The sequence below is a fragment of the Paraburkholderia adhaesiva genome (genome assembly GCF_021390575.1).
GTDB lineage: Bacteria > Pseudomonadota > Gammaproteobacteria > Burkholderiales > Burkholderiaceae > Paraburkholderia > Paraburkholderia adhaesiva.
This window is the reverse complement of sequence record NZ_JAJEJQ010000003.1, coordinates 868,059-895,037: the sequence shown is the minus strand read 5'-3', so window position 1 is coordinate 895,037 and position 26,979 is coordinate 868,059. Positions and strand designations below refer to the sequence as shown.

Genomic DNA, 26,979 nt, shown 5'->3' with positions numbered 1-26,979 from the left:
AGCCGGAATTTATTCACAGAAAATGAAGTCACCCGGCTTCCAGGGCGCGTCTCGCACACGCTATCTGGGCCGGAATGGCAATGGGTGTTGCAGGGGGAGGCTTCGCGCTACTAGCCGACAGGGTGAATTGGCCACGACCTCACAGGGGCAACTCGAACAAACCTGGTGTTGCGCGTAGCACTGCAGGAAAGATTCGTTTCAAGGTAAAGCAGGTACTTCATCTGGCTCGCGTTATTTACTGGCAGGTGGCTGTTTCAACGCGCGAGGAGGCAGCGGTGTCGACATTACGATTGACGTGCGGGTTTCGCCATACAGGTTGATCTGCTCGATCAACCGTTCCAGGCTCGCCATACTCACTGCCACTAATCGTATGATGTAAGAGTCCGCCCCGGTCACGTGATGGCATTCGAGTATCTGGGGAATCGTATCGAGCAATTTCAGAAACTTCACTTTCGCCGGCTGCGGCACGGTGATAGCGATCAGCGCACTCACCGCGTACCCCGCCGCAACTGCGTTCACCTTTGCCACGTACCCCTCGATGATTCCGGCATCTTCGAGACGCTTCACACGTTCCGTCGCTGCCGGCACCGACAAATGAATCTGGCGAGCGAGCTCCGTATAGGTCATGCGGGCGTTGTCCTGCAAGAGCGAAAGCAACTTCCAGTCTAATTCGTCCATGGTGGAAGTAAATTTTAAGGTCGATTCGCCAATTTACCTTAAATAATGCCTTCTACGGAAACCGTGTATGGCCTACTATGCCACTTCAAAAAGTGCGTAACGTAGGGGAAAGGAAAATGCTGTTTATCAAGTCGGTGATGATCGGGCTTTCCATCGCTGCCCCAGTCGGCCCCATTGGCATGCTTTGCATCCAGCGCAGCCTGAGTCGTGGTTTCCGTTCGGGCTTTGCGACAGGCATGGGTGCGGCCTGCGCCGACGCGATTTATGGATTGCTCGGTGCGATCGGTATCGTAGGGATCGCGACGGCCCTGCCGTGGCTGAGTATTGTCCTGAAGACCGGCGGCGGGGCGTTTCTCATCTGGCTGGCCTGGAGCATCGCACGCGAGGCGCCGACTTCGCAGACGGATCTGCCAGCAATACCGCGCACAACGTTGCTGCGTGAATTCCTGACGACGTTCGGTCTAACGCTGTCCAACCCGATGACGATCCTCTCGTTCATCGCGGTTTTTGCGGCGCTTGGGCCGCTGTCCGCCGGGCAAACAGCGCAGGAGGGGGCAGGGTGGTTAACGGTGTTGTCTATGGTTGGCGGCGTGTTTGCCGGTTCTGCGGCATGGTGGCTGTGCTTGAGCGGCGTCACGGCCTCGCTGCGCAGAAAGATGCCTGAGTCGCTGATGCATGGTGTCGCGCGCCTGTCGGCCCTCGCCATCGCGCTGTTCGGGGGTTTTCAACTGGTCGTTGGACTGCGTTACCTCATTTAGGCTTTGAGCACTCGTCTCATGAGCTATCCGTCGATGTCGCCAGGCTGCGGGTGATCGCATGACCGACGACGTCTGATCGGCACTTAAGCTGTTTGCTTTGCCAGTCGCGAAACGAGAACGTCCGGGGTTGCTCCCAGTCACGCCGCAACTCGTCGTTGTGTGACTAGCGATAGTTCACGAAGTCGATCAGGTCATTGAGGAACCACGGCAGAATAAGTTGCGTGTCGGAGTAGCTGGTGCCGACAGTGAGTCTCGGTGGTCTTGTCGTGGAGCCAGTGGACTGTGCGCCGTAGGGAGCGTGCAGGATGTAGACATTCGACTCGCCCGCCGGCTGATTGTTCGCCGGAGTCGTTGTGCAGCCGATAGCGAGAACGACGAGAACTGCTGCCAGGCAACGGGGCTTCATGAGTGGGTGAACTCCGGCGACGTTTTCTGGATTATGGCTGAACTCACTTGAATCGCAATTCCAATACCGATATTCGCCCGTGTAGTTTCTCGGACACTTTATTGCTCGCACGAAATTCGGAATAGTCACCGCCGGTATGAACAGAGCGTCGATGGTATGACTGCGATAGCTATACCTCTTCGTTGGTCGCACAAGTGATTTCATTTAATGGCGAAGAGGTCGGACCGTCGGCGGCGAAACCCGCGCAATCTCAACGGCGCATGATCCAGGTTTTCGCCGCCGACGGTTCCAGTCCACGACCGCCATGAAACGTCGGCCAGGACGAATGTGGTGAATGCCAGAGCACGCAGAATCCTGGCAAAAAGGCGGCATCAGCCGTGCGTTTCGAATGAGCGCATGCGGCGTTCAAGCTCGCAAAGATCGACCGACGACGCGAGGTAGGTATCGCGACGACTGTGTTCAGATCGTTCAAGCACGCTGCGCAGCTTGTTGAGAAGGTACGCAAACATGGTGGTTCCGAAAATGCGAAGGTATGCATACATGGTGTGCTCCGAAGAGCCCGGTTCGGTCGGTAGCGTGTGGCGACGACTGCCGTTGGATTCCAGCGCGGATCGACCGCGGTATTTACGCCTCGACCATGCCACCATGTTCAGAGGCTTAATTGACGACCGCAGTGGGATCCTGTTGCGACACGAGCGGCAGAACCTGTCGTCTTTTGCCGAACGCTATTCGAGCGAAAGTCCGGTTGCCGCAGGCGTGTCCTCTTGCCCCCTGGCGGAGGCAATCTGCTACGTCGGTCATTTACGATGCAGACCAAACGGTTGGTCCGTATTCGGATGTCGTCGGCGCGAGCTCAGGGCATAACTTGCGCGCGACCACGACTTCGAGATGCTCGCGCGGGAACGCCGGCGTGTGGTCGCCAAAACGATCGCGGCTGTCAAGGAAGCCAGGCAAGCCCTGATTGAATGAAGCGAGAACGGTGACGAGGGTGTTGGCCGGCGACCGGGCATTGTGGCGGTCGAGGACCCGAATGTCTCATTCGGCTATCGTGATTCCCGACCCGCCCATTTCACGGGGGAGGTCCTTCATTTTGGTGAGTCCGTCCGTCATTTTCAGCCTCGTCTCCTGATAATGGACATGGATGCCCGCTTGGTACGGAAAGTCCGGCATAACTGCCGCGTACACGTCGATGAGCCCCATGCCTGGGTGTTCAGTGAAGAGGTGACCGCCACACGTTCTGCACCACTTGCGGTAGCTGTGGGGCGTTTTGTTGTAAGTGCCGATATTGTCCGCACCTTGCGTGATCTGTACCGCGTCCGGATGCCATAACGTGAAGGCGTTGACGGGGCCGGCCGACCAGCTTCGACATGAATCACAATGACAATAACCCATTCCGGCCGGCTCACCGCTGACTGTGAATTGGACCGCGCCGCAAAAGCAGCTGCCGGAGTAAATAGTTTCGTTGCTCATGACGCATCGCCTCCATGACTCGCATTGACTCTTCCACATCCGCTTTCGCATGTACTGTACGTTGTAGTTGAATGTGGTGGGTGCTAGTATCTCCGCGTCAGTCATATCACGGATTGACCAGGCGTCCAGATTTCTTGTCCAGGACGCCGGAGTTGACGGGCATGGAAATGGATGCGCTTTCCGATGTGCTTCGGGTCGTGCGGTTAAGTGGCGCCGTGTACCTCAACGGAGAGTTCACTACGCCATGGTGTGTGTTCGGCCAGGCGGATGAAACGCTCTGCGCCGCCTTCCTGCTGAAGTCTGAACACGTCATCTCATACCATCTTGTTACCGAAGGCAGTTGTTCGGCGCGACTGGCGGACGATCCTGCCTCGACCATTCACCTCGATGCTGGCGAACTGCTCGTCGTGCCAAGAGGCGAAGCGCACATCCTGGGAAGCGCTTTGGACCTCTCTCCCGCATGCGCCAGCCCCCTGCTGGCCGATCAGTTGCAGACAGCGCCAGGCCAGGTGATGAGGCTGTGCTACGGAGGCGGCGGCGCACGGACGAGCGTCGTGTGCGGCTTTCTCGGCTGCGACGAGATCTTCGACAATCCTTTGCTGTGCTCGCTGCCGAGGCTCTTCAAAATCGATATGCGAAAGGATCCTCAATCCGCGTGGCTCGAATATTCGCTTCAATTCGCGGCGACCGAGGCCGCGCAATGGCGCGCGGGCGGCGCGATCGTCCTTGCGAGGCTGTCCGAACTGCTCTTTGTTGAAGCGGTGCGGCGTTGTATTGAAGCGCTGCCGCAGGAACGGACAGGATGGCTGGCGGGATTGCGCGACCGGTTCGTCGGGCGTGCATTGTCGGTGCTTCATGCTCAGCCTTCGCGTGCCTGGACGGTCGATGAACTCGCGCGAACGGTGGGACTTTCGCGCTCGGCATTGGCGCAACGGTTCACGGAGCTGCTGGGACAGCCGCCCATGCAGTATCTGGCGAGATGGCGCCTGCAGATCGCGTCGAGAGAGCTGCTTGCCGAGGGCAAGTCAGTTGCTGCCGTTGCGGAACAGGTCGGCTACGATTCGGAGGCGGCGTTCAATCGGGCATTCAAGCGCGAATTTGGCATGCCACCAGCGGCCTGGCGAAGTTGCCGTGTGAAGGCAAACGTCGATAGTTTCGTCAGTCGCGGTCCCTGAACGGCTCGGCAGCGAGCATGACGAGAGCTGCTTCGAACCATATTGGCGTCGTGACGTTCTGAACTCCAGCACTGTTAATCTGGCAGTACGCCGATGGCGACTTGGCCTCGGTATGTAGCTGGACCCCACCGGACGCAGGCGATACAGACCGCCTCGTTTCGGTCATTCGGCACGCACGAAGTGGGCGGCCGGGGTCGACTTCTCCGCTGATCAGGTTCGGTCACTGGCCCATCAAGCTGTTTGTTGGCAGCGACAGCTTGCCCTCGTCGGTGAAGCGTGTACCGCCGCCGATGCCGCCTGCCAATTTCCCGTGGATCACGTATGGGACGTTGCCTGCCTGTGCGCCGCCGGCAATCGCGAAAGCCTGACGCACTGCGGAAAATGCAGGAACGGTCAACGGCACATTGACCACGGTTTCGCCGAATCGCGGCACGACACCGCCTTGATCGCTAACGCCGCTTGCGAAGGATTGACCGTTGAGATCGAGTTGCAGTGACACGCCGCTATATTCGACCGGAGAGTCGTTCGGATTCTGGACGCGCAATTTGACATTAAAGCGCATCTCCAGTCCTTCGCCCTTTAGCGGCTCGATGCCTGCCACGCTAACCCGCAGGGGATCCTTGCCGCCCAGCCCCGCACAGCCGCTGAGCCATACGCAGATGCAAAGAAAGATGCAGAAGAGGCGGATTGAGCGCCATGCATCAAGAGCACGCATATGGGGCACCTCGTCCGAAGAGTTTGCGGTTGTGAATTAGTGTAGCGTGTTTTCAACCGGCGTTCGGTTATCTGGGGCGGTTCGGCGTGGCCACCGGGCGAACGTGTTGCCACCGGGTTCCGTGTGTCCGATCGTGTATGAGCACTGCGAGGTTATGCCCGAAGATCGCGTGGAATCATCATTCGCTTCCGAAAGGACACCGTGGATGCGAATCCCACCCGGCCCGCCAAGCCTGGCAAGGGTTTGCCGGGTTTCACTGTCTAGAATCGAGTGACCTCCGTGTCGCGCTACTGACATTCGGCAGTAGTCGGCCATCATGCGTCATGCGCTCGTTCTGTCGTTGCGACGCGCAGATGTCGGTTCCATCGAGCAAACGGACGTCCACGCAACGGGCGTATGACGAGATCCTGCCCACCTTGTCAAACGCATCATTTCTTTCCAAGAGCCTTGCCATGTCCGCGGCTCCCTGCGTCATTCCTGGGGCGTGCCGCGCCCCGTGTCTCCAGCAGCGCGTCGACTAAAGCCTCCAGGTGCGCAGCAACAAGGTCTGCGCCTAACGATTGCGCCGCCACCTGTGCACCCTCGAAGCACAGATGCAAGACCATCGCGCAATGCTCCGGATTTTTCAACCCCGCCTCGCTGCAAAGAGCTTGAATGCGCTGCACCTGAGCTTTCTTGTGCCGGTCGATCACCTTGCGAGCGGGGTGGTGCTCGTCGGGAAGTTCCGCGAGGCTGTTCGCGAGAGCACATCCTCGATTTCCTTTGCTGCGAAGGCGTTGCACCACGGAAAGGACCAGCGCCCTGAGTTGCGATGCGGGATCCCCAGGATACAAATTTTCCCAATGGCTCCACATCTGCTCGTACTCGTCGGCAACGGAAGTCAGCCAATGCACGACCAGATCGTCTTTGGTATCGAAGTGGCGATAGATCGCCATTTTGTTGGTGTTTGCCGCTGAGGCAATGGCCTCGACACCGATGCCGCGAATGCCCTCACGATAAAAGAGCGACTGCGCGGCTTCGATGATGCGTTCGCGAGGCGAAAGTGCGGGAGCCATCATGTTTCCTGGGAATTTGGAGGGCTGCCGGTTATCCGGCCGGAGCATTTTGGTCTGCCCTGTTGACCAATGATACCGACCAGTATCATACTAGCCCAGCGCGATACCGATCGGTATCGTTGTAAGTCGTCGTTTCAACAATACGCAAGTAACCAGACAGGAGAGTGACATGTCAGCACTGGTCATCATCGATCTTGAAGTACACGACCGCGCCAGGATGGAGCAATACGAGCAGGGGGCTATTGCGTTGATGGCGCGCCATGGCGCCCGACCTCTAGTCCGGGAACTCCGGGCCGAGAACTATGAGGGCGCCTGGGCGCCGAATTTTTTTGTGATCCTGGAATTTCCCGATCGCGAGGCCGTCCGCACTTTCTACGATTCTGAGGAATACCAGGCTATAAAAACCTTGAGGCTGCAGGCAGCGCACTCGAACGGAATTATCGTCGTAGACCGGGCCGAACCGGCCGCAGCCTGAGGGTCTGGAGCCATGAACCCCACCACCCAAACGACCGCATCCGGCGAAGTGATCGTGATGCTCAACCTCCAGTTCAAGCCAGGTACGGCCGGGAAGGTGCTGGAGACGATGGTGCCGGGAATCCGCCTCACGAGAATGGAGCCAGGCAACAACGAGTTCCAGATGTTCAAGGTGAAGGGCAGCGAAGACAGATACGTGGTGTATGAGCGCTGGAAGGATCAGGTCGCGCTGGATTGGCACTGGGCGCAACCCTACACGAAGGAGGCGCTGGCGCTCTTTGGCGAGTATCTGGCAACACCGCTCTCTGAGGCAGAGGATGTCGCCTATCTCGTGGACGTGTTGGAACGCGGCGACTAAATGAAATCGGCATAGACCTCATGCACGCTCTCGCCCATGAACTGGCGTGCGCTAGCGCCGAATCTCGTGTCAGGTGGGCGTGCTGGCAGTACGATGCGCACCATTGCGCAGGGGAACAACATCCGGGCCGGAGATCCGTTCTAGTCCGCATTATGTGGCCGGTCGACTGTACAAGCCAGTCGCTCAATTACTCGGGGTCGGAGGAACGCGCCGGGTCGGTAACGGACCGGTACACCCGGCGCGACGCCTGCAACCCAATGACGACCGTGGACTCGCAGCTAACGTCTTGTAGGCGGTACTGGACCAGGGGTAAGAGGGCCCCAGAAAACCTGACTGAACGCGTGGTCGTGGAGTTTTTCAACAGAATCGGTCGGCAAGCGCCCCTGGCGAGCGACGCACGACCTCGGCGACCGCCCAGATCAGCCGTGGGGCACAGTGCGGCCAGGAACCATCATTCACCGCCATGTTCGCTGACCCCGTAGCCGGTACACTGGGTGCGCCAGAGCCAGCCTTGCTCTATGGCCGGTGGGCGGCGCGAAGCGCAAGCGGCTCGGAAAAGAGACCGCCCAGCACGTCCGGTCGGCTATCATGCCAATCCTCTCCGAAGTAGCTCCTTATGATTTCCGTCCGTAATCTCACGCTGCGCCGCGGCGTTAATGTCGTACTCGACAACGCGTCCATCACCTTTACCCCCGGCGAAAAGATTGGTCTTGTCGGCCGCAATGGCGCCGGCAAGTCGTCCTTCTTCGGCCTTCTCAACGGCACGCTTCACGAAGATAGCGGCGAGTTCTCGATTCCCGCTGCGTGGAAGATGGGCCAGGTCGCGCAGGAGATGCCGGAGACCGAGCAGAGCGCGACCGACTTCGTAATCGAGGGCGACACCGCGCTGCTGGCCGCGCAGGCCGAAGTAGCCGCCGCTGAGGCCAGCGACGACGGTATGCGCATGGCCCACGCCTACATGGACCTGCACGACGCTGGTGCGCACGATGCCCCCGCACGTGCCCAAGCGCTGATCCTGGGCCTTGGCTTCAGTGATGCGCAGCTTAGCCAGCCGGTCAACAGTTTCTCCGGCGGCTGGCGCATGCGACTGCAGCTGGCGCGCGCGCTCATGTGCCCGTCCGACTTGCTGCTGCTCGACGAGCCGACCAATCACCTCGACCTCGACGCCCTGGTCTGGCTGGAAGCCTGGCTCAAGCGCTATCAAGGAACCCTGGTAGTCATCAGCCACGATCGCGAATTCCTCGACTCGGTAACGCAGGTGACGGTGCACGTCGACAACGCCAGGCTCGTGCGTTATGGCGGCAACTACAGCAAGTTCGAAGAGATGCGCGCTGAACAGCTCGTGTTGCAGCAGGCCGCGATGGCCAGGCAGGCGGAAAAGATCGCCCACCTGCAGAAATTCATCGACCGTTTCAAGGCCAAGGCCTCGAAGGCGAAGCAGGCGCAGAGCCGGGTCAAGGCGCTCGAACGCATGGAGAAGATCGCACCCGTGCTTGCCGACGCAGAGTTCACCTTCGAGTTCAAGGAGCCGCTCAACGTCCCGAACCCGCTGTTGTCGATGCTGGACGCGAGCTTCGGCTACCCGGCGCCGACCGACGCACTGCCGGGCACGCCGCCCACGGTCATCGTGCGGGGCATCAACCGATCCGTGCTGGCCGGGCAGCGCATCGGCATCCTCGGTGCCAACGGCCAGGGCAAGTCCACGCTGGTGAAGACGGTGGCGCACGCACTGGCGCCGATTGCTGGCGAAATCAGCGAAGGCAAAGGCCTGAACATCGGCTACTTCGCACAGCAGGAACTCGACGTGCTGAGTCCGCTCGACACGCCGATGCAACACATGATCCGCCTTGCCAGGGACACACCGCCGCACATGCGCGCGCCCGGCCAGAGTGGCACCGAACAATCGCTTCGCACCTTCCTCGGCACCTTCAACTTCAGTGGCGACATGGTCCATCAGGCGGTCAACACGATGAGCGGCGGCGAAAAGGCGCGGCTCGTATTGTGCATGATCGTGTGGCAGCGCCCCAATCTGCTGCTGCTCGACGAGCCTACCAACCACCTCGACCTGGCCACACGCGAAGCGCTAGGCATGGCGCTCAACGAATTCGAAGGCACGGTGATGCTCGTCAGTCACGACCGTGCCCTGTTGCGCGCCGTATGTGATGAGTTCTGGCTGGTCACCAAGGGCGGCGTCGAGCCCTTCGACGGCGATCTGGACGATTATCAGCAGTTCCTGCGCGACGAAGCCCGTCGCGTGCGCGAGCAGGCTGCCGCATAGCAGAAGGTCGTCGCCTAAGATACGCGAAGTGCGTTCCGGTTCTTTCATCGCTACGCCAGATCGAACCGTCGTTTCGCGTGGCGACGTTTCCGAGGCCACGCCGCAGTCTTTTCCGCTCGCCGCGCTCGCTGGTTTGTTGGTATCGGCTCAGGCTTCGCTATCCGATTTTCTGCTGGGTGCGTGGGCGTACTAGATCGGCGTTACGTTGTCATTCGCCCGGTCCGGCAAGCCGGTGGTGAACGCGTCTATCGCGAGCTTTATCGGGCGCTTCCGGGATGAATGCCTGAGTGGGCACAGGTTCGCGCCGATGCGTCACGGCCGGCGCTTGATTGAACGCCATGGCGCGGCCATGTTTTTCTGACGTGTCCAGGTGGGGGATTCGAGTCCAGAAAAACAAAGCGCCGGACATTGCGTACCGGCGCGTTTCATACAAGACACGTTAGATGTGTCTATCAGGACTGTTCAAAAACAGTCTTGCGGGTTGCTCGCTGGCCCTTACCGAAGCCACGCGAGCGGCTTACAGAGCAGTAGTCAGAGTCAGTATTCAGCGGCAGCCCTCCCAGGAGAATTTCAGCAGCCTGAGCTGCTAGACACGTCTTCGGGTAGAAGACGCACTGGGCGGCTTCCCGAAGGTATTGCAAGCCGCTCAAGAACGACTCTACAGACTTTTCCCCGTGGGAGAAATCAGGCAGGCTGTCGCGCGGCACGTTGTCGTGATGCGGAACCTCGCCCGCTTGGGCAAAGTGCGTTGGCGCGGGAGAATTGCCGCCAGACTCCTGATCCACGCCGCTCAAAAAGCCTTCGCCTCGGCCGCCCACGTCGCCGCGTACGCGGGCCTCGCGCCGGTCACCCCGCGCTCCGGCCCGCCCATCCGCGGCGATCCCACGCCTTCACGACTGGCGTTATTCCTCCTCTGCGACGACTGGCCAGATAAAACCGTTCCGCAAGAGAGTTGGACACTCCGTCCGATACGGCTTTGGCGAAGATTACACGCACGCTTTTGTAGAACAATCGTAGATCTAGCTAGTCGATTTGATGGGGTATTACCTTTGTCTCGCGCTCTCATGTAATTGCCCTAAAGTTCGTTGTCGGCGTGCCGAAAAAATAGCTATGGAAGACGGAGTCGTCCAACCTTCCGATGACGAGGCGAACATGTCGGCACACAGCATTGTTGAGAAGGCCATAAACGCTATTCGCCGCGCGAGAGGCAAAAAGAAGCGAGCCGATCTGGACTATGGCGCTCCAGGGCGCAGAGCGACTGAAACGGCGTCGAGGCGCGCCCTCAATTGCGCCGCTTGCTACGAGGAAGACGACATCCACGGTGCGGGCGCTACTGGTTAGTTCGGACGCGTGCTGTGCTGTGGCGAGGCGGATCATCTGCGCGCTCTTTTGCGGGCGGCCTCGATTCGTGAAGCTTTTCGCGCACGCCGGTGTTGCTCACGCGGCGGGCCTGATGAACTTTGTGGTGATCACAGCACCGCTCGCGAGCTGATCGCGATTTCCATCGTGTACCTCATCTACCGCAGATGGCTGGTGCAATCGGTAGCTGGCACTGTCGCTAGCGCCTGATAGTCTCGACCGCAGGGTCGCGCGAGACACACGACCCATTCGAAGGGCCCGTGACCGGGCCCTTTCCACGCAGCACATATTAGGGTCGTGCTTTCCCCGGGCAACTTTATTCGCTGGCAGCAAAGGTAGTCGAGGTCATATCAGGTTTTACTCGACCTGCAACCGCGATCGCGGCGAAACCCGCACGCCGCGTTGTGACGGCCATGGGGCCGGCCGGTGCGTGTAGTTGCCGGCGACGTTCCCCTGTAACCAGGTCCTCATCGCGTGGCCGGAATTGTCACTAGATGGTCCGGTTTCGTCATCGAGATCCACGTCGATCGTGGCTACGATCGCTCTCATTTGTTGCCGTGCCGGACCCTGATCGTCCGGTGTCATGGCACTCCCCACTCCACGATTGCCCACAGGGAAGGCACACCATGCGCGATGTCGCCCCTGTCGAGGATCTGCAGTTACAAAGGATGGCATGCTGACCGAAACAAGCCTGGTCGAACAATACGGCCCGCGCGACTCGATGGAATACGACGTGGTGATCGTAGGCGGCGGCCCGGCGGGCCTGTCGGCGGCGATCCGCCTGAAGCAGCTGGCTCAGGAAAAAGGCGTCGAGATCGGCGTCTGTGTCCTGGAAAAAGGCTCGGAAATCGGGGCGCATATCCTCTCGGGCGCGGTCATGGATCCGCGCGCGCTCAATGAACTGATCCCCGACTGGAAGGAACAGGGCGCGCCGCTAAACGTGCCGGTGACCGAAGACAAGTTCCTTTTCCTTTCGGAAACTGGTGCGAAAGCGGTGCCCAACTGGGCGCTGCCGGAAAACTTCAAGAACCACGGCAACTACGTCATCAGCCTCGCGAACGTCACCCGCTGGCTGGGCCAGCAGGCCGAGGCGCTGGGCGTGGAGATTTTCCCGGGCTTCCCGGCCGCCGAGGTGCTCTATAACGACGACGGCTCGGTCAAGGGTGTCGCCACCGGCAACATGGGCATCGGCAAGGATGGCGAGCCGACCGAAAACTTCCAGCTCGGCATGGAACTGCACGCCAAGTACACGCTCTTTTGCGAAGGCTGCCGCGGACATCTGGGCCGGCAGCTCAACGAGAAGCTCAAGCTCGGCAAGGATTCGGATCCGCAGGTCTACGGCATCGGTATCAAGGAACTCTGGGAAATCGATCCGGCGAAGCACCAGCCGGGCCTCGTGGTCCACACGGCCGGCTGGCCGCTGGAATCGGACACGTACGGCGGCTCGTTCCTCTATCACATCGACAACAACCAGGTGATGGTCGGTTTCGTCGTCGGCCTCGCGTATACGAATCCGTACCTCTCGCCGTTCGAAGAATTCCAGCGCTACAAGACGCACCCGGAAATCCGCAAGTACCTCGAAGGCGGCAAGCGCGTTTCCTATGGTGCGCGCGCGATCACGGCAGGCGGCTTGATGTCTCTGCCGAAGCTCACCTTCCCGGGTGGCGCGCTCGTCGGTGACGATGCGGGCTTCCTGAACGCCTCGCGCATCAAGGGCAGCCACGCCGCGATCAAGACCGGCATGCTGGCCGCCGAGGCGGCGTTCGACGCCGTGCAGGCCGGTCGCCAGAACGATGAACTCACGGCGTACCCCGAAGCGTTCAGGCAGTCGTGGCTGCACGAAGAGCTATACAAGGCGCGCAACTTCAAGCAGTGGATGAGCAAGGGCCTGTACCTCGGCACGCTGATGGTGGGCATCGAGCAGAAGCTGTTCGGCGGCAAGGTGCCCTGGACGCTGCATCACCAGCATCGCGACAACGAGATGCTGAAACCGGCCTCGCAGTGCAAGCCGATCGAGTATCCGAAGCCCGATGGCAAGCTCACGTTCGACCGCCTGTCCTCGGTGTTCATTTCCAATACGAATCACGAGGAAAACCAGCCCGCGCACCTGACGCTGAAGGATGCGAGCGTGCCGGTCGATGTGAACCTGCGCACGTATGCGGGCCCCGAGGCACGATTCTGCCCGGCGGCGGTGTATGAGTTCGTGAAGAACGACGACGGCAGCGACCGTCTGCAGATCAACGCGCAGAACTGCGTGCACTGCAAGACGTGCGATATCAAGGACCCGACGCAGAACATCGTGTGGGTCACGCCGGAAGGCGGTGGCGGGCCGAACTACCCGAATATGTAATTCGCCCGCAGCGTGCGCCTGTTAGCAAGGCGCGCGGGGCAACCAATTGAAGGAGCAAACCATGCAGAAAGAAGTCGTTGTAGTCGGCAGTGTGCGTACTGCCATCGGCAAGTTCGGCGGCAGCCTGAAGGACTTCGCGCCGACTGAACTCGGCTCGATCGTCGTGCGCGAAGTGCTCGCGCGCGCCCAGGTGTCGGGTGATGAAGTCGGTCACGTCGTCTTCGGCAACGTCATTGCGACCGAGCCGAAAGATCTCTATCTGGCCCGCGTCGCCGCACTGAATGGCGGAGTCTCGCAGGCGACGCCGGCGTTCACCGTTAACCGCCTTTGCGGGTCGGGCCTGCAGGCGATTGTGTCCGCGGCGCAGACGATCCTGCTCGGCGACGCTGACGTCGCGATCGGCGGCGGCGCGGAAAACATGAGCCGCGCTCCGTACATCACGCCCGATGTCCGCTTCGGTGCGCGTATGGGCGACACGCGTCTGGTCGACATGATGCTCGGCGCGCTACACGATCCGTTCGACACGATACACATGGGCGTCACGGCGGAGAACGTCGCCCAGAAGTACAGCATCACGCGTGAACAGCAAGACGCGCTCGCGGTCGAATCACACCGTCGCGCCGCGCGCGCGATTGCCGAGGGCCGCTTCAAGGAGCAGATCGTCCCGCTGACGCGCAAGGTGAAGGGAAAGGACGTCGTCTTCGATACCGATGAGCACGTGCGCGTGGACGTCGATCCGGCAGAACTCGCGGGAATGCGTCCCGCGTTCCGGAAGGAGAACGGGACGGTAACGGCCGGCAACGCATCGGGGATCAATGACGCGGCCGCGGCAGTCCTGCTGATGGAGCGCAAGACGGCCGAAGCGCGCGGGCACAAGCCGCTGGCGCGACTCGTGTCGTACGCGCATGCGGGCGTCGATCCGCGCTATATGGGCATCGGCCCCGTGCCCGCCACGCGCATCGCGCTCGAACGCGCCGGGCTCACGATCGGCGACATCGACGTGATCGAAGCGAACGAGGCGTTCGCAGCGCAAGCCTGCGCGGTGAGTCAGGAGCTGGGGCTCGATCCGGCCAAGGTGAATCCGAATGGCTCGGGAATCTCGCTCGGCCATCCGATCGGCGCGACCGGCGCACTAATCACCGTGAAGGCAATCGCCGAGTTGCAGCGCACCCGCGGGCGCTATGCGCTCGTGACGATGTGCATCGGCGGCGGACAGGGCATCGCAGCGATTTTCGAAAACCTGCAATGAACGGCGCGCGACACAGCGATTTCAACGAGAAGTGAACATGAATATTCAAACGGTAGGAATCGTCGGCGCGGGCACGATGGGCAATGGGATTGCACAGACCGCCGCCATCGCCGGGCTGAATGTAGTTCTGATCGATGTGACCGAGGCCGCGCTTAAAAAGGGGATCGCGACGATCGAAGGTAGCCTCGGACGGCTGTTGGCGAAAGACAAGCTCGATACCGCAACGCGCGATGCCGCGCTCGCGCGCATCGAGACCTCGACCGACTATCAGCGTCTTTCGGCCGTCGATCTCGTGATCGAGGCAGCGACCGAAAACGTCGACCTCAAGCACAAGATCCTCAAGCAGATTGAAGCGGTGGCGCGTCCCGACGCGATCATTGCGACGAACACGTCCTCGATCTCGGTTACGGCGCTCGCGGCGACGCTCGACGATGCTTCGCGGTTCATCGGCATGCATTTCTTCAACCCGGTGCCGCTCATGCCGCTCGTGGAGATCATCCGGGGGCTGCAAACGAGTGATGCCACCGCTCAGGCGATTCGCGAGCTCACGCAACGCTTCGACAAGTCGCCGATCGGTGTGAAGAACTCGCCGGGATTCGTGGTGAACCGGATCCTCGTGCCGATGATTAACGAGGCCTTTTTCGTGCTGGCGGAGGGTGTGGCGAGCGCCGAGGAAATCGACGCGGGCATGAAGCTTGGTGCGAACCATCCGATCGGCCCGCTCGCGCTTGCGGACCTGGTCGGGCTCGACGTCTGCCTCTCGGTGATGGAGGTGTTTCTGAAAGACTTTGGCGACGCGAAGTATCGTCCGTGTCCGCTGTTGCGCGAACTCGTGGCGGCGGGCAGGCTCGGCCGCAAGACGGGGCAGGGTGTCTACCGCTACGAATGAGTGGCGGGCACTGGCCGGTGCCCCGGGAACCAGTGGCTATACGCCTGCCCGACGCTTGCGCTTCGGCTGCGCGGGTGGACTTGCTGGGGCACTCAGTAATTCTATGATCTGGCTTCGCAGCCATATACTCGCCTGATCCTGCTCACTGCTGCGATGCCAATACAAATGCCACTCCAGCCTCTGTAGCTGGAACGGCAATTCGAAAATGCGCGCGTCATATCGCTGTAGCAGTTGCACCGGAGCGGTCAGCGCGAGATCGGTGCGCAAGGCGACGAGCGGCGCAACCATATAGTGCTGCACGCGCATGCGCATCCGCCGCTGCTTGCCAAGCTTTTTCAGCTCAGCGTCGACGAAGCCGCTTCCCTGGCGGCGACTCGAAACCTGAATGTGACCAAACGCCAGGTAGTCTTCCATACTCAGCGTGTTGCCCTTGAACGGGTGACCGTGCCGCAGCATGCACGCGTAACGGTCGCTACCGAGCGGTGCCTGGCGTAATTGCGGATCGTCGATAAACGGCACGTCGATGGCAAAGTCGATCTTGCCCGTTTCAAGCGCTGCGGCCACTTCGTTGCGCGGCGTGAAATAGCACTCGATGTTCATGCCTGGCGCCTGTTGCTGAAGCAACTCGCCGAGCGTCGGCAGGAGAATCGCTTCCGTCAAATCGGGCATGCTCAGCCGAAACGTGCGTTGCGATGCGGCGGGAACGAATATGTCGCCCGCGGTTGCACTCGCTTGGAGCAGTTGCAGTGCCTCACGCACGCGGCCGATAATGTTTTCGGCGAGCGGCGTGGGCACCATTCCTGACGACGTGCTCACGAAGAGCGGATCGTTCAACGCCCGGCGCATGCGTGCGAGCGCATTGCTCACGGCGGGTTGCGTGATGAAAAGCGCCTCGGCGGCGCGAGTCAGATTGCGCTTTTCATAAATCGACGCAAATACGACGAACAGATTCAGATCCAGCTTCGGCAGACGCATCTCACGGGCTCCGTTTGCCGATATCTTAATCGAGCCGGAAGATGACGATGCGTCCACCTGGGTCATGTTTGTCGCCGTTGCGCTTCGGGCTTTAATCGCGCGGTGGAATGTTGAGGTAGACCGCCGTCGATCCGAGCTGCGCTTTGCTGTGGCTGATTTCCATGCGTGCGATGGCCTGAAGATGAACCTCGTCGGGACCATCCGCATAACGCAATGCGCGAGCCCACGTCCAATGATCGGCGAGGGGCGTGTCGGGACTCAGCCCCATCGCGCCGAACACCTGCATCGCGCGGTCGCAGACAGTCGAATAAACCTGCGGGACCAGCGCCTTGATCATGGAGATCTCCTTGCGCGCCGCTTTCGCGCCCACTTCGTCGAGAAGCCAGGCCGTCTTTAACACGAGGAGCCGCGCCTGATCGATTTCGATGCGCGATTTAGCGATCCACTCGCCCACCGTTCCATGCTGATGCAGATATTTCCCGAAGGTCTTGCGTTCCTGCGCGCGTTCGGTCATCAGTTCCAGCGCCAGTTCCGCTGCACCGATCGAGCGCATGCAGTGGTGAATGCGTCCGGGCCCGAGCCGCGCCTGCGCAAGCGCGAAGCCGCCGCCTTCCTCGCCGAGCAGATTCGAAGCCGGTACGCGAACGTTCTTGAACGTGACCTCGCAGTGTCCTTCCGGCGAGATGTGATTCATCACGGGAATGTTGCGAACGATCGTCACGCCCGGTGTCGCCGCCGGCACCAGTATCATGCTTTGCTGACGATGGCTTTCGGCGTCCGGGTCCGTCTTGCCCATGACGATGAAGAGCTTGCAGTTGGGATGCGCCGCATTCGTGATGAACCACTTGCGGCCGTTGATCACGTAATCGTCGCCGTCACGGCGAATGGACGTCGTGATGTTGGTGGCATCGGAGGAGGGCACATCCGGTTCCGTCATGGCGAACGCAGAGCGGATTTCGCCCTCGAGCAGCGGCTTCAGCCATGCCTCGCGCTGTGCTGGCGTCGCGAACATGTGCAGCAGCTCCATGTTGCCGGTGTCGGGCGCATTGCAGTTGAATACTTCCGGGGCCCACGAGATGCGCCCCATGACCTCCGCGAGCGGCGCGTATTCGAGGTTCGTCAGACGCGTGCCGGGCTCGTCGTCCTGCAACTGCGGCAGGAAGAGGTTCCACAACCCTTCGGCTTTGGCGAGGGTCTTGAGGTCCTCCATGAACGACACGGGATAGTGGCCCGCATGCACTTCTTCCAGCCACTGCCGATGACGCGGGACGATATGGTCGTCCATGAAGCTGCGCACGCGACGCAGCAGATCTTCAACTTTGGGGCTGTACGCGAAATTCATGATCGGGTTCCTTGTGTACGGTTCATCAGATCGTCAGTCCGCCATCGACGACGATGCATTCGCCGTTCGTGTAGCTCGCTGCGTCGGACACGAGATAGAGCACGGTGCCCGCCATGTCCTGCGGTTCGCCGTGGCGGCGTAACGGAATCTCCTTGATCCAGCGGTCGTAGATTTCCTTGTTCTCGAATAGCGCGCCGGCGAACTTCGTTTTCGTGAGGCCAGGCAACAGCGCATTCACGCGGATGCCGAACGGGCCGCATTCCTTCGCGAATGCGCGCGTCATGTTGACAACCGCCGCCTTCGTGATGGAGTAGATACCCTGCATGTCGCCGGGCTGAAGCGCGTTGACCGACGCAGTATTGACGATGGCGCCCCGTCCCTGCACCTTCATCATTTTCCCGGCTTCGATCGACATGAAAAAATAGCCGCGGATATTGACGTCCACGGTCTTGTTGTACGCGCCGAGGTCCGTATCGAGGATGTGGCCGAAATACGGATTGGTGGCGGCGTTGTTGACGAGGATGTCGAGGCGCCCGTACTTTTCCCGGATATGGGCGAATATGGCGGCGATGTCTTCCATGCGCCCGACGTGGCAGGCGAACGCTTCGGCGCTACCGCCGCTTGCGCGGATGGCCGTCGCGACAGACTCGCAGTCTTCGAGCTTGCGGCTCGACACGATCACGTGGGCGCCCTGCTCGGCGAGGAGCCGCGCGATCGCCTCGCCGATACCGCGGCTTGCGCCCGTGACGAGAGCGATGCGGCCCGTGAGGTCAAAGAGATTCGTGCTCAATGTCGTTTCCTTTCTTTGGGGTCAATGGCGCGGCGCGTCAGTCGATCAGCTCAACCGCGAGTTTTGCTAGCGGCTCAACCATCCCGCCCACCTCGTGCGCATTCGCACTCGAGGCGTTGCCTTGCAGGGCCCGCGCCTTGACGCCCTGAATAATCGAAGCCAGACGGAAAAAGCTGAATGCCAGATAAAAACTCCAGTTCTCAATGCCGGGCAAGCCGCGCAACTCGCAGTACTGCGCCACCATGTCCTCTTCCTCGGGGATGCCGAGCGCTGAGCGGTCCTGGCCACGCAGACCCGTGATATTGCCCTTCGCGGGCAGGCGCAGGCACATGCAGAAGTACGCGAAATCGGCGAGCGGATTGCCGAGTGTCGAGAGTTCCCAGTCGAGAATCGCGCGCACGCGTGGCGCGTCATGGGCAAAAACGAGGTTATCGATGCGGAAGTCGCCGTGCACGAGCGAAGCGCGCTCCGTGTCGGCCGGACAATGTGCGGGCAGCCACTCGATCAGCGCTTCCATAGCGGCGATCGGCTCGGTCTCGGCGGCACGGTATTGCCTTGTCCAAAGCTCGATTTGGCGCTGGAAGTAATTACCTGCACGTCCATAGTCACCCAGACCCACAGCGTCGACGTTGACGTCGTGCAGTGCTGCGAGCGTCGTGATGATCGATGCGTAAAAGTCGCGACGCGTGTCGCGCTCGACCTCCGGCAGAGCAGGGTTCCAGAAGATGCGGCCGTCCTCGTAGCTCATCAGATAGAACATGCTGCCGATGACTTCGCGGTCTTCACACAGATGCCACGCGCGAGCGACAGGCACGTCGGTGTCGGCGAGCGCACGCAGCACACGGTACTCGCGATCGACGGCATGAGCGGATTTCAGCAACTGCCCCGGCGGCTGGCGGCGCAGGACATAGCGGCGCCCGGGCGTATCGAGCAGAAACGTCGGGTTGGACTGCCCCCCCGCGAATTTCTGCGCCTTCAAGGGGCCGCGAAACTCCGGAATATGCTGCCGCAGATAATCGGCGAGCCTGTCGAGGTCAAGAGAGGTTGAGGTGGATTCGCGGGTCATAACACTTGGTTCGTCTCTGTTTGCGCTCAACCGTAGGTGTGGAACGCATGGCGTTGCGGATCGTCGAGATGCGAGACGGTGTTGAAACTCGACAGATGAAACGCTTCGCGATTGAAAAAATACTGGGTGACGCTGCTGTTGCGGATCTGCAGATTCAGCGCGATAGCCGTGGCCGGCGGCGCGCTCAACACCTGTTGTGTCAGCGCGCCAATCACGCCGCCCGACGTGACGACCAGAACGCGCTGTGCGTCACTTTGCTGGACGATTGCGCGCGCTTTGGCGATACGTAGCTGGAATGCACTCCACGTTTCAGGCGCACGCGCGTCGAGGACACCCTCCGCCCACAGATGCAATACCTGTCGAAGCGCTTTAAAGAAGTCGCGCGGGCTGCCTTTGTTCGTTTCGATGAGATTACGATGTTCGTCGCCCGCTGCACGAAAGAGCGCGTGAAAGTCGTACTCGTCCAGTTCCGGGTGCTCTTCGTGCTCGACAGGGAGACCGGGCAGCGCACGACGAATCGCATCCAGCGATTGTGCGTGCCGCCGCAGCGCGCCGGTCAAGACTCGATCGAAGCGCAGGCCGTTGCGCGCGAAATGCTCGCCGAGCCAGACGCATTGCTGCTCGCCCTTTTCGGAAAGGCAGTCGTAATTACCCGCGCCAAGCGACGCTTGACCGTGTCGCACCAGGTAGAGTTCGGCCATCGCAAGCTTTGCCAGGGTAGGGAGAAGGAGTCAGCTTAGCGGTAGCGTCGGTATTTATGAAATTTATTTTATTTATATACGATCATTCGCCGCTGTGATGATCATGGATAGTCTCGGTGGCCCGCATTCGCTGCGCGGAGGCCGCCGCCCGTCCATCGTTTGAGCGACCGGTGCGCTCTATCAGCTACGGCGTCGTCAACCCGACAACGTGACAGTGCCGGCTCAGCGCGTTCGGACTGCGGGCAATTGCCGCTTCCAATTTGCTGGAACGCGAGGCCGACATTGTCTGGTTCCAGCACTGGCGCGGTGACACCAACATCACCACGCCGCGTCTATGACCTTCAATTGCTGTGCACGGAAGACTCGCCAACGTTACATGCCCCTTTCTGATCAAAGCAATGTGTATTCATGCGTGAACAGTCGCCCTCTTACGTCTTAATATCCCGCGGGGGAGAGAATCACCTCGAACTAAATAAACGTAACTACACAAAAATTCGAACACGCTCTCCGATGACATCTGCTATTCGTCCACGCACGGATAGGGGTATCTGCGAATTGTCATCGGGGAAAATATTCGGGGAGTAATATGAAACTGACTTTTCGCACAAAGCTATTTGCTCCTCTCTTTGTTTGCTGGCTCAGTTTGTGGGCGGTGACAGGAATCGGTCTCTATCACAACAAAGTGCGTCTCCTGGAGGAGAGGCAGCTTGCGATGAAGTCCGCTACCGAAATCGGCGTGTCTGTCGCCAAAGAGTACGCAGCGATGGTTGCCGCCGATAAACTTCCCCTGGCTGAAGCACAACAGCAAGCGCTGGCGCGTATCAGAGCGCTACGCTTTGGGAAAGACGGGTACCTTTTTGTTATCTCCTCCGAGCCTAAAGTCCTGCTGCACCCGATGAAGCCTGCGATGGAGGGTCAAAACGTCGCGGATTATACGGACCCTAAGGGAAACCACCTTTTCAGGGAAATGGCGGACATCGCCAGAAGCAAGGGTGAAGGGTGGGTGGAATACGTCTGGCCGAAGCCCGGCAACGCGGACCAATCGAAGGTATTTCCGAAGGGTACGTATGTCTTGACATACAAGCCATGGGACTGGACGTTCGGAACGGGTGTCTATCTGGATGACCTGACCGACGCGACAATCAAGGACTTCTGGCTGGCTTTTGTGGTGCTCAGCGTTGTCGGGATTTTCCTGAACGGTGCGAGCCTGCTGGTCATTCGAAGCTTGAACCGGGCTGTCGGTGGAGAACTGGAAACTGCGACCAGCGCTGCGCAAAGTATTGCCGCTGGCGACCTGTCTGAAGCAGTCAAGGTCAAGCCCGGCGATAACTCCAGCCTGTTGTACACAATGAAAACCATGCAGGACAGCCTGCTGGGTATCGTAGCCAAAGTGCGCTCGGGAGCCGACGCCATCGCGGGGGCCGCGGGCGAAATCAATGCCGGCAATCTTGACCTGTCATCGCGGACCGAACAGCAGGCAGCGTCACTGGAAGAGACTGCCGCGACAATGGAGGAACTGACGGCTACCGTGAAAGAGAATGCGGAGAATGCGCGTCAGGCTAGCGAGATGGCGGTTGCAGCTTCTGATGTCGCCGGTAAGGGCGGGGAAGCCGTGGCGGAAGTGGTTAGCACCATGTCAGCCATTAACGTGTCATCCAGGAAGATCGTCGACATCATCGGTGTCATCGACGGCATTGCCTTTCAAACCAACATTCTTGCGCTCAATGCGGCGGTGGAAGCAGCACGCGCCGGCGAGCATGGCCGCGGATTTGCGGTTGTTGCCGGTGAGGTGCGCATTCTGGCACAACGTTCCGCAGTTGCAGCCAAAGAAATCAAGGCCTTGATCGACGATTCAGTCAACAAGGTGGGGGCCGGTACTTCTCTCGTAGAGCAAGCCGGTACGACGATGAAAGAGGTGGTGCAGAGCATCAGCCGCGTGTCGAACCTCATTGGGGCGATCGCCGCGGCCGGCCACGAGCAAACGCATGGCATCGAACAAGTCAACCAGGCCGTCGTCCAGATAGACCAGACGACACAACAGAACGCCGCACTAGTGGAACAAGCTGTTGCCGCGGCGGATGCTTTAGACAAGAAGGCCGCAGAATTGACGCAGGCGGTCAATGTATTCAAGCTGGAAAATTGACATCGCGAATCTGCTCAGTTGCGCGGCGTTGACTTCGCGGCGGGGCGTCCACTTTTTGTAGTCGTGGGACGCGCCGCCCGTTCGCAGTACTCCAACGGTCTTCATGAAACCGTCTTCAGGCTCACCCACTACGCCGGTTGTCAACGTCGCTCGGGATAGTCCCGACTTCATCGAGTTCGTGCATCTTCCATTGCCCCCTCGTTTGCTTACGCATCGTTCCTGGCGTAAGACCAAACCATCGCCTGCAACTACGTGTCAGCACCGATACCTCCGCATAGCCGAGGATATGTGCGATCTGCGTGAGACTCGGTCCCGCGCGCAGTTCGATCAGCGCCATGAACTGCTCCTTGCGCACGTCATCCACCAATCGCTCAAACGTGACGCCTTCCGCTTCCAGCCGTCGCTGAAGGGTGCGCGGATGAACCGATAACGCTCGCGCGATGTCGGCGTGCTTCGCCTCGCCCGCGCCGAGAAAATTGCGCGCCAGCGAGCGCACACGATCCGAATAGAGCGTCTGAGGGCTGCCGCCGAGTTGTTCGAGATAGCTCACGGCCAGCGCTTTCACCTGCGGATCGTTTTCCGAAACGACGACGTTGAGATCGTCGGTGGCGATGCGCACCGCGGCCGCCGACGCCATGAACTGTACCGGGCAGCCATACGCCAGTTGATAGGCCGCTTCGGATGCCACGGGGGCATGGGGCAGGGTGACGAGCCGCGGTTGCACGCGCGCGCCGGTGAGGACCTTCAGGCCCTGGCAGATGATGCCGATGGACAGGCTGGTGACCTGAGGCCGCACGATCAGGTTGGCGTGGGTGATGTCGCAGATCACATCGAGCAGGTCGGGACGGCCGGGAACGGTACGCGTTCCAAGTTGCAGGGCAGGACTGTGGACGAAGAGATAGCGAGAGGCCAGCGCGAGTGCATTGCCCAGGGTGTCGGCGTGGCGCACGAGCACCGCGATGGGTCCGAGAATGCCAATACCGCGCGCCTGTGCGAGCCGCAAGCCGAGATCGGGGCAGCGTCCGAGGGAAGCCGAATATTCGAGCAGGTTGATGAAGGCCTGGTAGGAGATCAGCAGATCCGGATCGCGCAGCGCCTGAAGGGGAATGCCGAAACGCGAGAGGAGGGCGGGAACGTCCAGCCCGAGATCGCTCGCCAGGGTTTCGAAGGTCGAGAGCGTTGCAGAGCGGACGAGGATGGGCATTCGGCTGGGGTTGTCGCGGGCGATGTCGCCAAATGTGAATTTTTTGTCGTGAAGTGTCAATACTCATCCGGGCAATTCTTTCATGATGGAGACCTCAGCGAATCGCTTGCGCATGAAAACCAGCACTGCGTGCCGTGCGGAAACCACGGCATCGAGGGCATAAGATGCGATCGCGGCACGGCGGGTTCCGGACCTTCTCGAGCGTGCTGAAGCAAACGAGAAAAACGCAAACCACAAACAGAAATCGACGCGGAGACCGACCCGATGGCCAATGGCGCTCAAGCAACGCTGCGCACACTGCTCGATGCAGGCGTGGAAGTCTGTTTTACCAATCCCGGAACATCGGAAATGCATTTCGTCGCCGCCCTCGATACGGCGCCGGACATGCGCGCGATCCTGACGCTGTTCGAGGGTGTGGCGACGGGCGCCGCCGACGGCTACGCACGCATGGCCGACAAGCCTGCCTCGACGCTGCTGCACCTCGGCTGCGGCCTCGGTAACGGTCTCGCGAATCTGCATAACGCCCGCAAGGGCAATGTGCCGGTGGTCAATATCGTTGGCGATCATGCGATTTCGCACGCGCAGTACGACGCGCCGCTGCAGTCGGACATCGAGACGGCCGCCCGCAACGTATCGAGCTGGGTGCGCACGTCGGGCAGCACGGAGTCGCTGTGCCGGGACGTGGTGGAGGCGGTCGCCGCTGCAAAGGGGCCGCCCGGACAGGTGGCGACGCTGATCCTGCCGGCCGATGTGTCCTGGGGAGAAGGCGCTGTGCCGGCGCCCGTGCCGGAGATCGCAAAACCGCCGCTCGCCGCCGCCGATGTCATCGAAAAAATCGCTCGCGTGCTCGAAGCGGGTGGCAAGAACGCGTTGCTTCTGGGCGGACGCGCCCTGCGCGAACCGGCGCTGTTGGCCGCCGCGCGCATCGCCGCTCGGACCGGCGCACGGCTCTATGCCGAAGTGTTCCCGGCGCGGTTCGAACGCGGTGCGGGATTGCCCCATGTCGAGCGCATTGCCTATCTGGCTGAAATGGCCTCGGTACAGCTGGCGGGCCTCGACAATCTGATCCTCGTGGATGCGCGCGCACCGGTGTCCTTCTTCGCCTATCCCGGCAAGAAGAGCTATCTGGTGCCCGAAGGCTGCACCGCGCATAACCTCGCGTCGCCCGAGCAGGATGTCTCCGGCACGCTGGAAAACCTGTGCGTGCGCCTTGGCGCCGATCAGGTTGAACCAACGTTGCAGGCGCCCCTGCGCCCCGGCCGTCCACGTGGCAAGCTGACCGCCGAGAAGGTGTGCAAGGCCGTTGGCCATCTGCTGCCGCCAGACGCCATCATCGTCGATGAAGCGCAGACGTCCGGCACGATGCTGCCCATGTTCACCGCTGGTGCGCCCCGTCACGACGTGCTTGCGCTCACTGGCGGTGCCATCGGCCAGGCCCTGCCCGTAGCGGTGGGCGCGGCGATTGCCTGCCCGGATCGCCAGGTGCTGGCCCTGGTGGGCGACGGTTCTGCCATGTACACCTTCCAGGCACTGTGGACCATGGCGCGGGAACGGCTGAACGTCGTCTCGATCGTCTTCAACAACAGATCATATGGAATCCTGAATGTTGAGCTGGAGCGGGTCGGTGCCCGAAAAGCCGGCCCGAAAGCCAAAGCCCAGCTCGATCTGAACAGCCCTGGACTGGATTTCGTGCAGCTTGCTGAGGGCATGGGTGTTCACGCTGTACGCGCCGCTACCGCGGAGGATTTCACCGCGGCGCTCGAACGGGCGCTCGCCAGCCCCGGCCCCCATCTCATCGAAGCAGTGGTGCCCAGTGTTTTCTCTGGCCTCAAGTTGCGCGTGCTGCCCTGGCTGCTGCGTTCTCTCGGCACATTGCCTGAGCCCGTCGCGCGGGCGCTGAAGCGGAAGTTGGCACCATGACCCGGATTCTGCGATCGGACGTGCTGGTGGTGGGCGGCGGTCTCGCTGGCCTTGTGACTGCGCTTGAATGCCTTCAGGCAGGCAAGACCGTGACGGTCGTGGATCGCGGCAGTCGCGAGCGCCTCGGCGGCCTCGCGTTGTGGGCCTTCGGCGGCATGGCGCTCGTGGGAACACCGTTGCAGGCGCGTATGAAGATACCGGATACGCCGGAACGGGCGCTCGCCGACTGGATTCGCTTCGGCGAACTGCGCGACACGGATACGCTGCCCCTCGCGTGGGCGCGTCACTACGTGGAGCATTCCCGCGCGGACGTTTATGACTGGCTCATCGGTCACGGTCTGAAGTTCCTGCCAGCCGTGAACTGGGTCGAGCGTGGCCGCTTTGGCGATGGCAATAGCGTGCCCCGCTATCACGTGCTTTGGGGCACGTCGCGCCTGCTGACCCTGCGCATGATCGAGGCTGTGGAGCGTGCGGGCGGCGCAGGTCGGCTTGAACTGCTGAGCCACACGCGTATCACTGGCCTCGATCGCTCAGGCGGCGCGATCTCCGGTGCGAGCGGCGTGGACGAGAGCACGGGCGAAGCATTGCGCTTCGCCGCGCCGGTTGTCGTGCTGGCCATGGGGGGCATCAACGGAGGCCATGAGGAAACCCGGGCGAACTGGCCAGCTGGCCGACCCATGCCGGCTACGATGCTCAACGGTGCTCATCCCTCGTCCGACGGCAAGCTTCATCGGCTGGTGGAGGGCTTCGGCGGGCGCATCTCCGCCGCGGGCGAGATGTGGAATTACGCTGCAGGCATCCCGCATCCGCAGCCTCACTTCGAGGGTCACGGCTTGTCCATGATTCCGTGCAAGTCGGCGCTGTGGCTCGACCACGAGGGGCGGCGCATCGGTCCCGATCCGCTGGTGACGGGTTTCGACACGCATGATCTTTGTCAGCGAGTGGCGGTCGAGTCGAAGCCCTGGACCTGGCACCTGCTGAACTGGCGCATTGCGGCCAAAGAGTTGGCGATATCGGGCGCGGAGCACAACGTGCGACTGCGGGATCGCCAACTCCTTCTTTTCATGAAGGAGACGCTGCTCGGCAACCATCGGCTGGTGCACCAGTTGGCGCGCGAGAGCCGGCACTTCCTGGTGGACGACACCCTCGCGGGTCTTGCCGCACGGATGAATGCACTGACCGGCGACAATCATGTGCGGCCCGAGGTATTGCAGGCGACCGCCGACGCCTTCGATGCCAATTTCGCCAACGGCAACAAACTGCATAACGATGCGCAGATCCGCCGCATCCTCCATGCGCGCCAGTGGGGGCCGGATAGCTTGCGTACCTGCAAGCCTGCGCCGTTGCAGAAGCCTGGCGCCGGCCCTTACATCGCCATCCACACGCAACTCATCACCCGCAAGAGCCTGGGCGGACTCGTGACCGATTTGCGAAGCCGCGTTCTTGACGGCGCGGGCGACGCCATTTCCGGTCTCTACTGCGTTGGCGAGGCGGCGGGGTTCGGCGGTGGTGGGGCCTGCGGCAAGCGTTCCCTCGAAGGGACTTTTCTTCCGGGCTGCGTATTGACTGCCAGGGCTGCCGCACGCGACATCACTGGAAAAATCTGAACTACTTTTATGTCATG

General features: G+C 61.0%; 25 protein-coding genes and 1 pseudogene. 13 read left to right on the top strand and 13 right to left on the bottom strand.

Annotated elements, in window-relative coordinates; translation table 11 throughout:
• Positions 1 to 231: 231 nt before the first annotated feature.
• Positions 232 to 678 (bottom strand): Lrp/AsnC family transcriptional regulator, encoded by a 447-nt coding sequence (locus tag L0U80_RS28005; RefSeq protein ID WP_233873753.1) that lies wholly within the window; start codon positions 676 to 678, stop codon positions 232 to 234.
• Positions 679 to 794: 116 nt separating this feature from the next.
• Here L0U80_RS28005 and L0U80_RS28000 point away from each other — a divergent pair, with 116 nt between their 5' ends.
• Positions 795 to 1,436: a LysE family translocator gene (locus L0U80_RS28000; RefSeq protein WP_233873750.1), complete on the top strand. Its 642-nt coding sequence runs from the start codon at positions 795 to 797 to the stop codon at positions 1,434 to 1,436.
• Positions 1,437 to 1,599: 163 nt separating this feature from the next.
• On the opposite strand, the gene L0U80_RS27995 is transcribed toward L0U80_RS28000, so the two are convergent.
• The 3 genes from L0U80_RS27995 to L0U80_RS27985 form a co-directional block, all read right to left on the bottom strand.
• Positions 1,600 to 1,842 (bottom strand): hypothetical protein, encoded by a 243-nt coding sequence (locus L0U80_RS27995; RefSeq protein WP_233873747.1) that lies wholly within the window; start codon positions 1,840 to 1,842, stop codon positions 1,600 to 1,602.
• Between the two features lie 371 nt (positions 1,843 to 2,213).
• A complete protein-coding gene (locus L0U80_RS27990; RefSeq protein ID WP_233873744.1) occupies positions 2,214 to 2,351 on the bottom strand; it encodes a DUF3563 family protein in 138 nt (45 codons plus the stop codon).
• Between the two features lie 526 nt (positions 2,352 to 2,877).
• Positions 2,878 to 3,312 carry a GFA family protein gene (locus L0U80_RS27985; RefSeq protein ID WP_233873741.1) on the bottom strand — a complete coding sequence of 145 codons (435 nt, stop codon included), beginning with the start codon at positions 3,310 to 3,312 and terminating at the stop codon, positions 2,878 to 2,880.
• Between the two features lie 167 nt (positions 3,313 to 3,479).
• Here L0U80_RS27985 and L0U80_RS27980 point away from each other — a divergent pair, with 167 nt between their 5' ends.
• Positions 3,480 to 4,487 (top strand): AraC family transcriptional regulator, encoded by a 1,008-nt coding sequence (locus L0U80_RS27980; RefSeq protein WP_233873917.1) that lies wholly within the window; start codon positions 3,480 to 3,482, stop codon positions 4,485 to 4,487.
• 220 nt (positions 4,488 to 4,707) lie between these two features.
• Here the strand turns inward: L0U80_RS27980 and L0U80_RS27975 are convergent, their stop codons facing one another.
• Positions 4,708 to 5,202 carry an LEA/WHy family protein gene (locus L0U80_RS27975; RefSeq protein ID WP_233873738.1) on the bottom strand — a complete coding sequence of 165 codons (495 nt, stop codon included), beginning with the start codon at positions 5,200 to 5,202 and terminating at the stop codon, positions 4,708 to 4,710.
• Between the two features lie 428 nt (positions 5,203 to 5,630).
• Entirely contained in the window at positions 5,631 to 6,260 is a 630-nt protein-coding gene (locus L0U80_RS27970) for a TetR/AcrR family transcriptional regulator (RefSeq protein ID WP_233873735.1), read from the bottom strand.
• A gap of 166 nt (positions 6,261 to 6,426) precedes the next feature.
• On the opposite strand from L0U80_RS27970, the gene L0U80_RS27965 reads away from it, so the two are divergent.
• The 4 genes from L0U80_RS27965 (at position 6,427) to L0U80_RS27950 (ending at position 9,728) form a co-directional block, all read left to right on the top strand.
• A complete protein-coding gene (locus tag L0U80_RS27965) occupies positions 6,427 to 6,732 on the top strand; it encodes a DUF1330 domain-containing protein (protein ID WP_233873732.1) in 306 nt (101 codons plus the stop codon).
• 12 nt (positions 6,733 to 6,744) lie between these two features.
• Complete coding sequence (locus tag L0U80_RS27960; RefSeq protein ID WP_233873729.1) at positions 6,745 to 7,089, top strand: putative quinol monooxygenase; 345 nt, start codon at positions 6,745 to 6,747, stop codon at positions 7,087 to 7,089.
• Between the two features lie 616 nt (positions 7,090 to 7,705).
• Positions 7,706 to 9,367, top strand: a complete 1,662-nt coding sequence (locus L0U80_RS27955) for an ABC-F family ATP-binding cassette domain-containing protein (RefSeq protein WP_233873726.1) — start codon at positions 7,706 to 7,708, stop codon at positions 9,365 to 9,367.
• A gap of 205 nt (positions 9,368 to 9,572) precedes the next feature.
• Positions 9,573 to 9,728: an integrase core domain-containing protein gene (locus L0U80_RS27950; RefSeq protein ID WP_373322312.1), complete on the top strand. Its 156-nt coding sequence runs from the start codon at positions 9,573 to 9,575 to the stop codon at positions 9,726 to 9,728.
• 91 nt (positions 9,729 to 9,819) lie between these two features.
• Here L0U80_RS27950 and L0U80_RS27945 read toward each other — a convergent pair whose 3' ends face one another.
• On the bottom strand, positions 9,820 to 10,161 hold the full coding sequence (locus L0U80_RS27945; RefSeq protein WP_233873923.1) for a hypothetical protein: 342 nt from the start codon (positions 10,159 to 10,161) through the stop codon (positions 9,820 to 9,822).
• Between L0U80_RS27945 and L0U80_RS27940 the strand changes: the two are divergent.
• The 4 genes and pseudogenes from L0U80_RS27940 to L0U80_RS27925 all read left to right on the top strand — a co-directional run.
• A pseudogene (locus tag L0U80_RS27940) lies at positions 10,126 to 10,263 on the top strand (transposase); the annotation flags it as partial. The gene L0U80_RS27945 and the pseudogene L0U80_RS27940 sit on opposite strands and share 36 nt — an antisense overlap.
• Before the next feature lie 1,139 nt (positions 10,264 to 11,402).
• The gene (locus tag L0U80_RS27935) at positions 11,403 to 13,076 is read left to right on the top strand and encodes an electron transfer flavoprotein-ubiquinone oxidoreductase (protein ID WP_233873914.1); all 1,674 of its coding nucleotides are present in this window, start codon (positions 11,403 to 11,405) and stop codon (positions 13,074 to 13,076) included.
• A 61-nt stretch (positions 13,077 to 13,137) separates the two neighbouring features.
• Positions 13,138 to 14,325: a beta-ketothiolase BktB gene (gene bktB, locus L0U80_RS27930; RefSeq protein WP_233873723.1), complete on the top strand. Its 1,188-nt coding sequence runs from the start codon at positions 13,138 to 13,140 to the stop codon at positions 14,323 to 14,325.
• A gap of 37 nt (positions 14,326 to 14,362) precedes the next feature.
• Positions 14,363 to 15,214: a 3-hydroxybutyryl-CoA dehydrogenase gene (locus L0U80_RS27925; protein ID WP_233873720.1), complete on the top strand. Its 852-nt coding sequence runs from the start codon at positions 14,363 to 14,365 to the stop codon at positions 15,212 to 15,214.
• 36 nt (positions 15,215 to 15,250) lie between these two features.
• Here the strand turns inward: L0U80_RS27925 and L0U80_RS27920 are convergent, their stop codons facing one another.
• The 5 genes from L0U80_RS27920 to L0U80_RS27900 all read right to left on the bottom strand — a co-directional run bounded on the left by L0U80_RS27920 (position 15,251) and on the right by L0U80_RS27900 (position 20,088).
• Entirely contained in the window at positions 15,251 to 16,189 is a 939-nt protein-coding gene (locus L0U80_RS27920; protein ID WP_233873717.1) for a LysR family transcriptional regulator, read from the bottom strand.
• Between the two features lie 91 nt (positions 16,190 to 16,280).
• Positions 16,281 to 17,531, bottom strand: a complete 1,251-nt coding sequence (locus L0U80_RS27915; protein ID WP_233873714.1) for an acyl-CoA dehydrogenase family protein — start codon at positions 17,529 to 17,531, stop codon at positions 16,281 to 16,283.
• A gap of 25 nt (positions 17,532 to 17,556) precedes the next feature.
• Complete coding sequence (locus tag L0U80_RS27910) at positions 17,557 to 18,321, bottom strand: SDR family oxidoreductase (protein WP_233873711.1); 765 nt, start codon at positions 18,319 to 18,321, stop codon at positions 17,557 to 17,559.
• Between the two features lie 37 nt (positions 18,322 to 18,358).
• Positions 18,359 to 19,387 (bottom strand): phosphotransferase, encoded by a 1,029-nt coding sequence (locus L0U80_RS27905; protein ID WP_233873708.1) that lies wholly within the window; start codon positions 19,385 to 19,387, stop codon positions 18,359 to 18,361.
• Between the two features lie 26 nt (positions 19,388 to 19,413).
• Entirely contained in the window at positions 19,414 to 20,088 is a 675-nt protein-coding gene (locus tag L0U80_RS27900; protein ID WP_233873705.1) for a histidine phosphatase family protein, read from the bottom strand.
• 586 nt (positions 20,089 to 20,674) lie between these two features.
• On the opposite strand from L0U80_RS27900, the gene L0U80_RS27895 reads away from it, so the two are divergent.
• Positions 20,675 to 22,231 (top strand): methyl-accepting chemotaxis protein, encoded by a 1,557-nt coding sequence (locus L0U80_RS27895; RefSeq protein WP_233873702.1) that lies wholly within the window; start codon positions 20,675 to 20,677, stop codon positions 22,229 to 22,231.
• Positions 22,232 to 22,352: 121 nt separating this feature from the next.
• Here L0U80_RS27895 and L0U80_RS27890 read toward each other — a convergent pair whose 3' ends face one another.
• The gene (locus L0U80_RS27890; protein WP_233873699.1) at positions 22,353 to 23,495 is read right to left on the bottom strand and encodes an AraC family transcriptional regulator; all 1,143 of its coding nucleotides are present in this window, start codon (positions 23,493 to 23,495) and stop codon (positions 22,353 to 22,355) included.
• 204 nt (positions 23,496 to 23,699) lie between these two features.
• Here L0U80_RS27890 and L0U80_RS27885 point away from each other — a divergent pair, with 204 nt between their 5' ends.
• Positions 23,700 to 25,355 carry an acetolactate synthase large subunit gene (locus tag L0U80_RS27885; protein ID WP_233873696.1) on the top strand — a complete coding sequence of 552 codons (1,656 nt, stop codon included), beginning with the start codon at positions 23,700 to 23,702 and terminating at the stop codon, positions 25,353 to 25,355.
• Positions 25,352 to 26,962 (top strand): FAD-dependent oxidoreductase, encoded by a 1,611-nt coding sequence (locus tag L0U80_RS27880; RefSeq protein ID WP_233873693.1) that lies wholly within the window; start codon positions 25,352 to 25,354, stop codon positions 26,960 to 26,962. Before L0U80_RS27885 ends, L0U80_RS27880 begins: the two co-directional genes overlap by 4 nt.
• Positions 26,963 to 26,979 lie beyond the last annotated feature (17 nt).

Bases quoted from the DNA above. Each gene is read 5' to 3' on its own strand.
- L0U80_RS27955 (WP_233873726.1), top strand. From the start codon at position 7,706: ATGATTTCCGTCCGTAATCTCACGCTGCGCCGCGGCGTTAATGTCGTA.
- bktB (WP_233873723.1), top strand. From the start codon at position 13,138: ATGCAGAAAGAAGTCGTTGTAGTCGGCAGTGTGCGTACTGCCATCGGC.
- L0U80_RS27905 (WP_233873708.1), bottom strand. From the start codon at position 19,387: ATGACCCGCGAATCCACCTCAACCTCTCTTGACCTCGACAGGCTCGCC.
- L0U80_RS27965 (WP_233873732.1), top strand. From the start codon at position 6,427: ATGTCAGCACTGGTCATCATCGATCTTGAAGTACACGACCGCGCCAGG.
- L0U80_RS27960 (WP_233873729.1), top strand. From the start codon at position 6,745: ATGAACCCCACCACCCAAACGACCGCATCCGGCGAAGTGATCGTGATG.
- L0U80_RS27880 (WP_233873693.1), top strand. From the start codon at position 25,352: ATGACCCGGATTCTGCGATCGGACGTGCTGGTGGTGGGCGGCGGTCTC.
- L0U80_RS27985 (WP_233873741.1), bottom strand. From the start codon at position 3,312: ATGAGCAACGAAACTATTTACTCCGGCAGCTGCTTTTGCGGCGCGGTC.
- L0U80_RS27895 (WP_233873702.1), top strand. From the start codon at position 20,675: ATGAAACTGACTTTTCGCACAAAGCTATTTGCTCCTCTCTTTGTTTGC.
- L0U80_RS27980 (WP_233873917.1), top strand. From the start codon at position 3,480: ATGGATGCGCTTTCCGATGTGCTTCGGGTCGTGCGGTTAAGTGGCGCC.
- L0U80_RS27900 (WP_233873705.1), bottom strand. From the start codon at position 20,088: ATGGCCGAACTCTACCTGGTGCGACACGGTCAAGCGTCGCTTGGCGCG.
- L0U80_RS27970 (WP_233873735.1), bottom strand. From the start codon at position 6,260: ATGATGGCTCCCGCACTTTCGCCTCGCGAACGCATCATCGAAGCCGCG.
- L0U80_RS27925 (WP_233873720.1), top strand. From the start codon at position 14,363: ATGAATATTCAAACGGTAGGAATCGTCGGCGCGGGCACGATGGGCAAT.
- L0U80_RS27975 (WP_233873738.1), bottom strand. From the start codon at position 5,202: ATGCGTGCTCTTGATGCATGGCGCTCAATCCGCCTCTTCTGCATCTTT.
- L0U80_RS27915 (WP_233873714.1), bottom strand. From the start codon at position 17,531: ATGAATTTCGCGTACAGCCCCAAAGTTGAAGATCTGCTGCGTCGCGTG.
- L0U80_RS27920 (WP_233873717.1), bottom strand. From the start codon at position 16,189: ATGCGTCTGCCGAAGCTGGATCTGAATCTGTTCGTCGTATTTGCGTCG.
- L0U80_RS27990 (WP_233873744.1), bottom strand. From the start codon at position 2,351: ATGTTTGCGTACCTTCTCAACAAGCTGCGCAGCGTGCTTGAACGATCT.
- L0U80_RS27995 (WP_233873747.1), bottom strand. From the start codon at position 1,842: ATGAAGCCCCGTTGCCTGGCAGCAGTTCTCGTCGTTCTCGCTATCGGC.
- L0U80_RS28000 (WP_233873750.1), top strand. From the start codon at position 795: ATGCTGTTTATCAAGTCGGTGATGATCGGGCTTTCCATCGCTGCCCCA.
- L0U80_RS28005 (WP_233873753.1), bottom strand. From the start codon at position 678: ATGGACGAATTAGACTGGAAGTTGCTTTCGCTCTTGCAGGACAACGCC.
- L0U80_RS27885 (WP_233873696.1), top strand. From the start codon at position 23,700: ATGGCCAATGGCGCTCAAGCAACGCTGCGCACACTGCTCGATGCAGGC.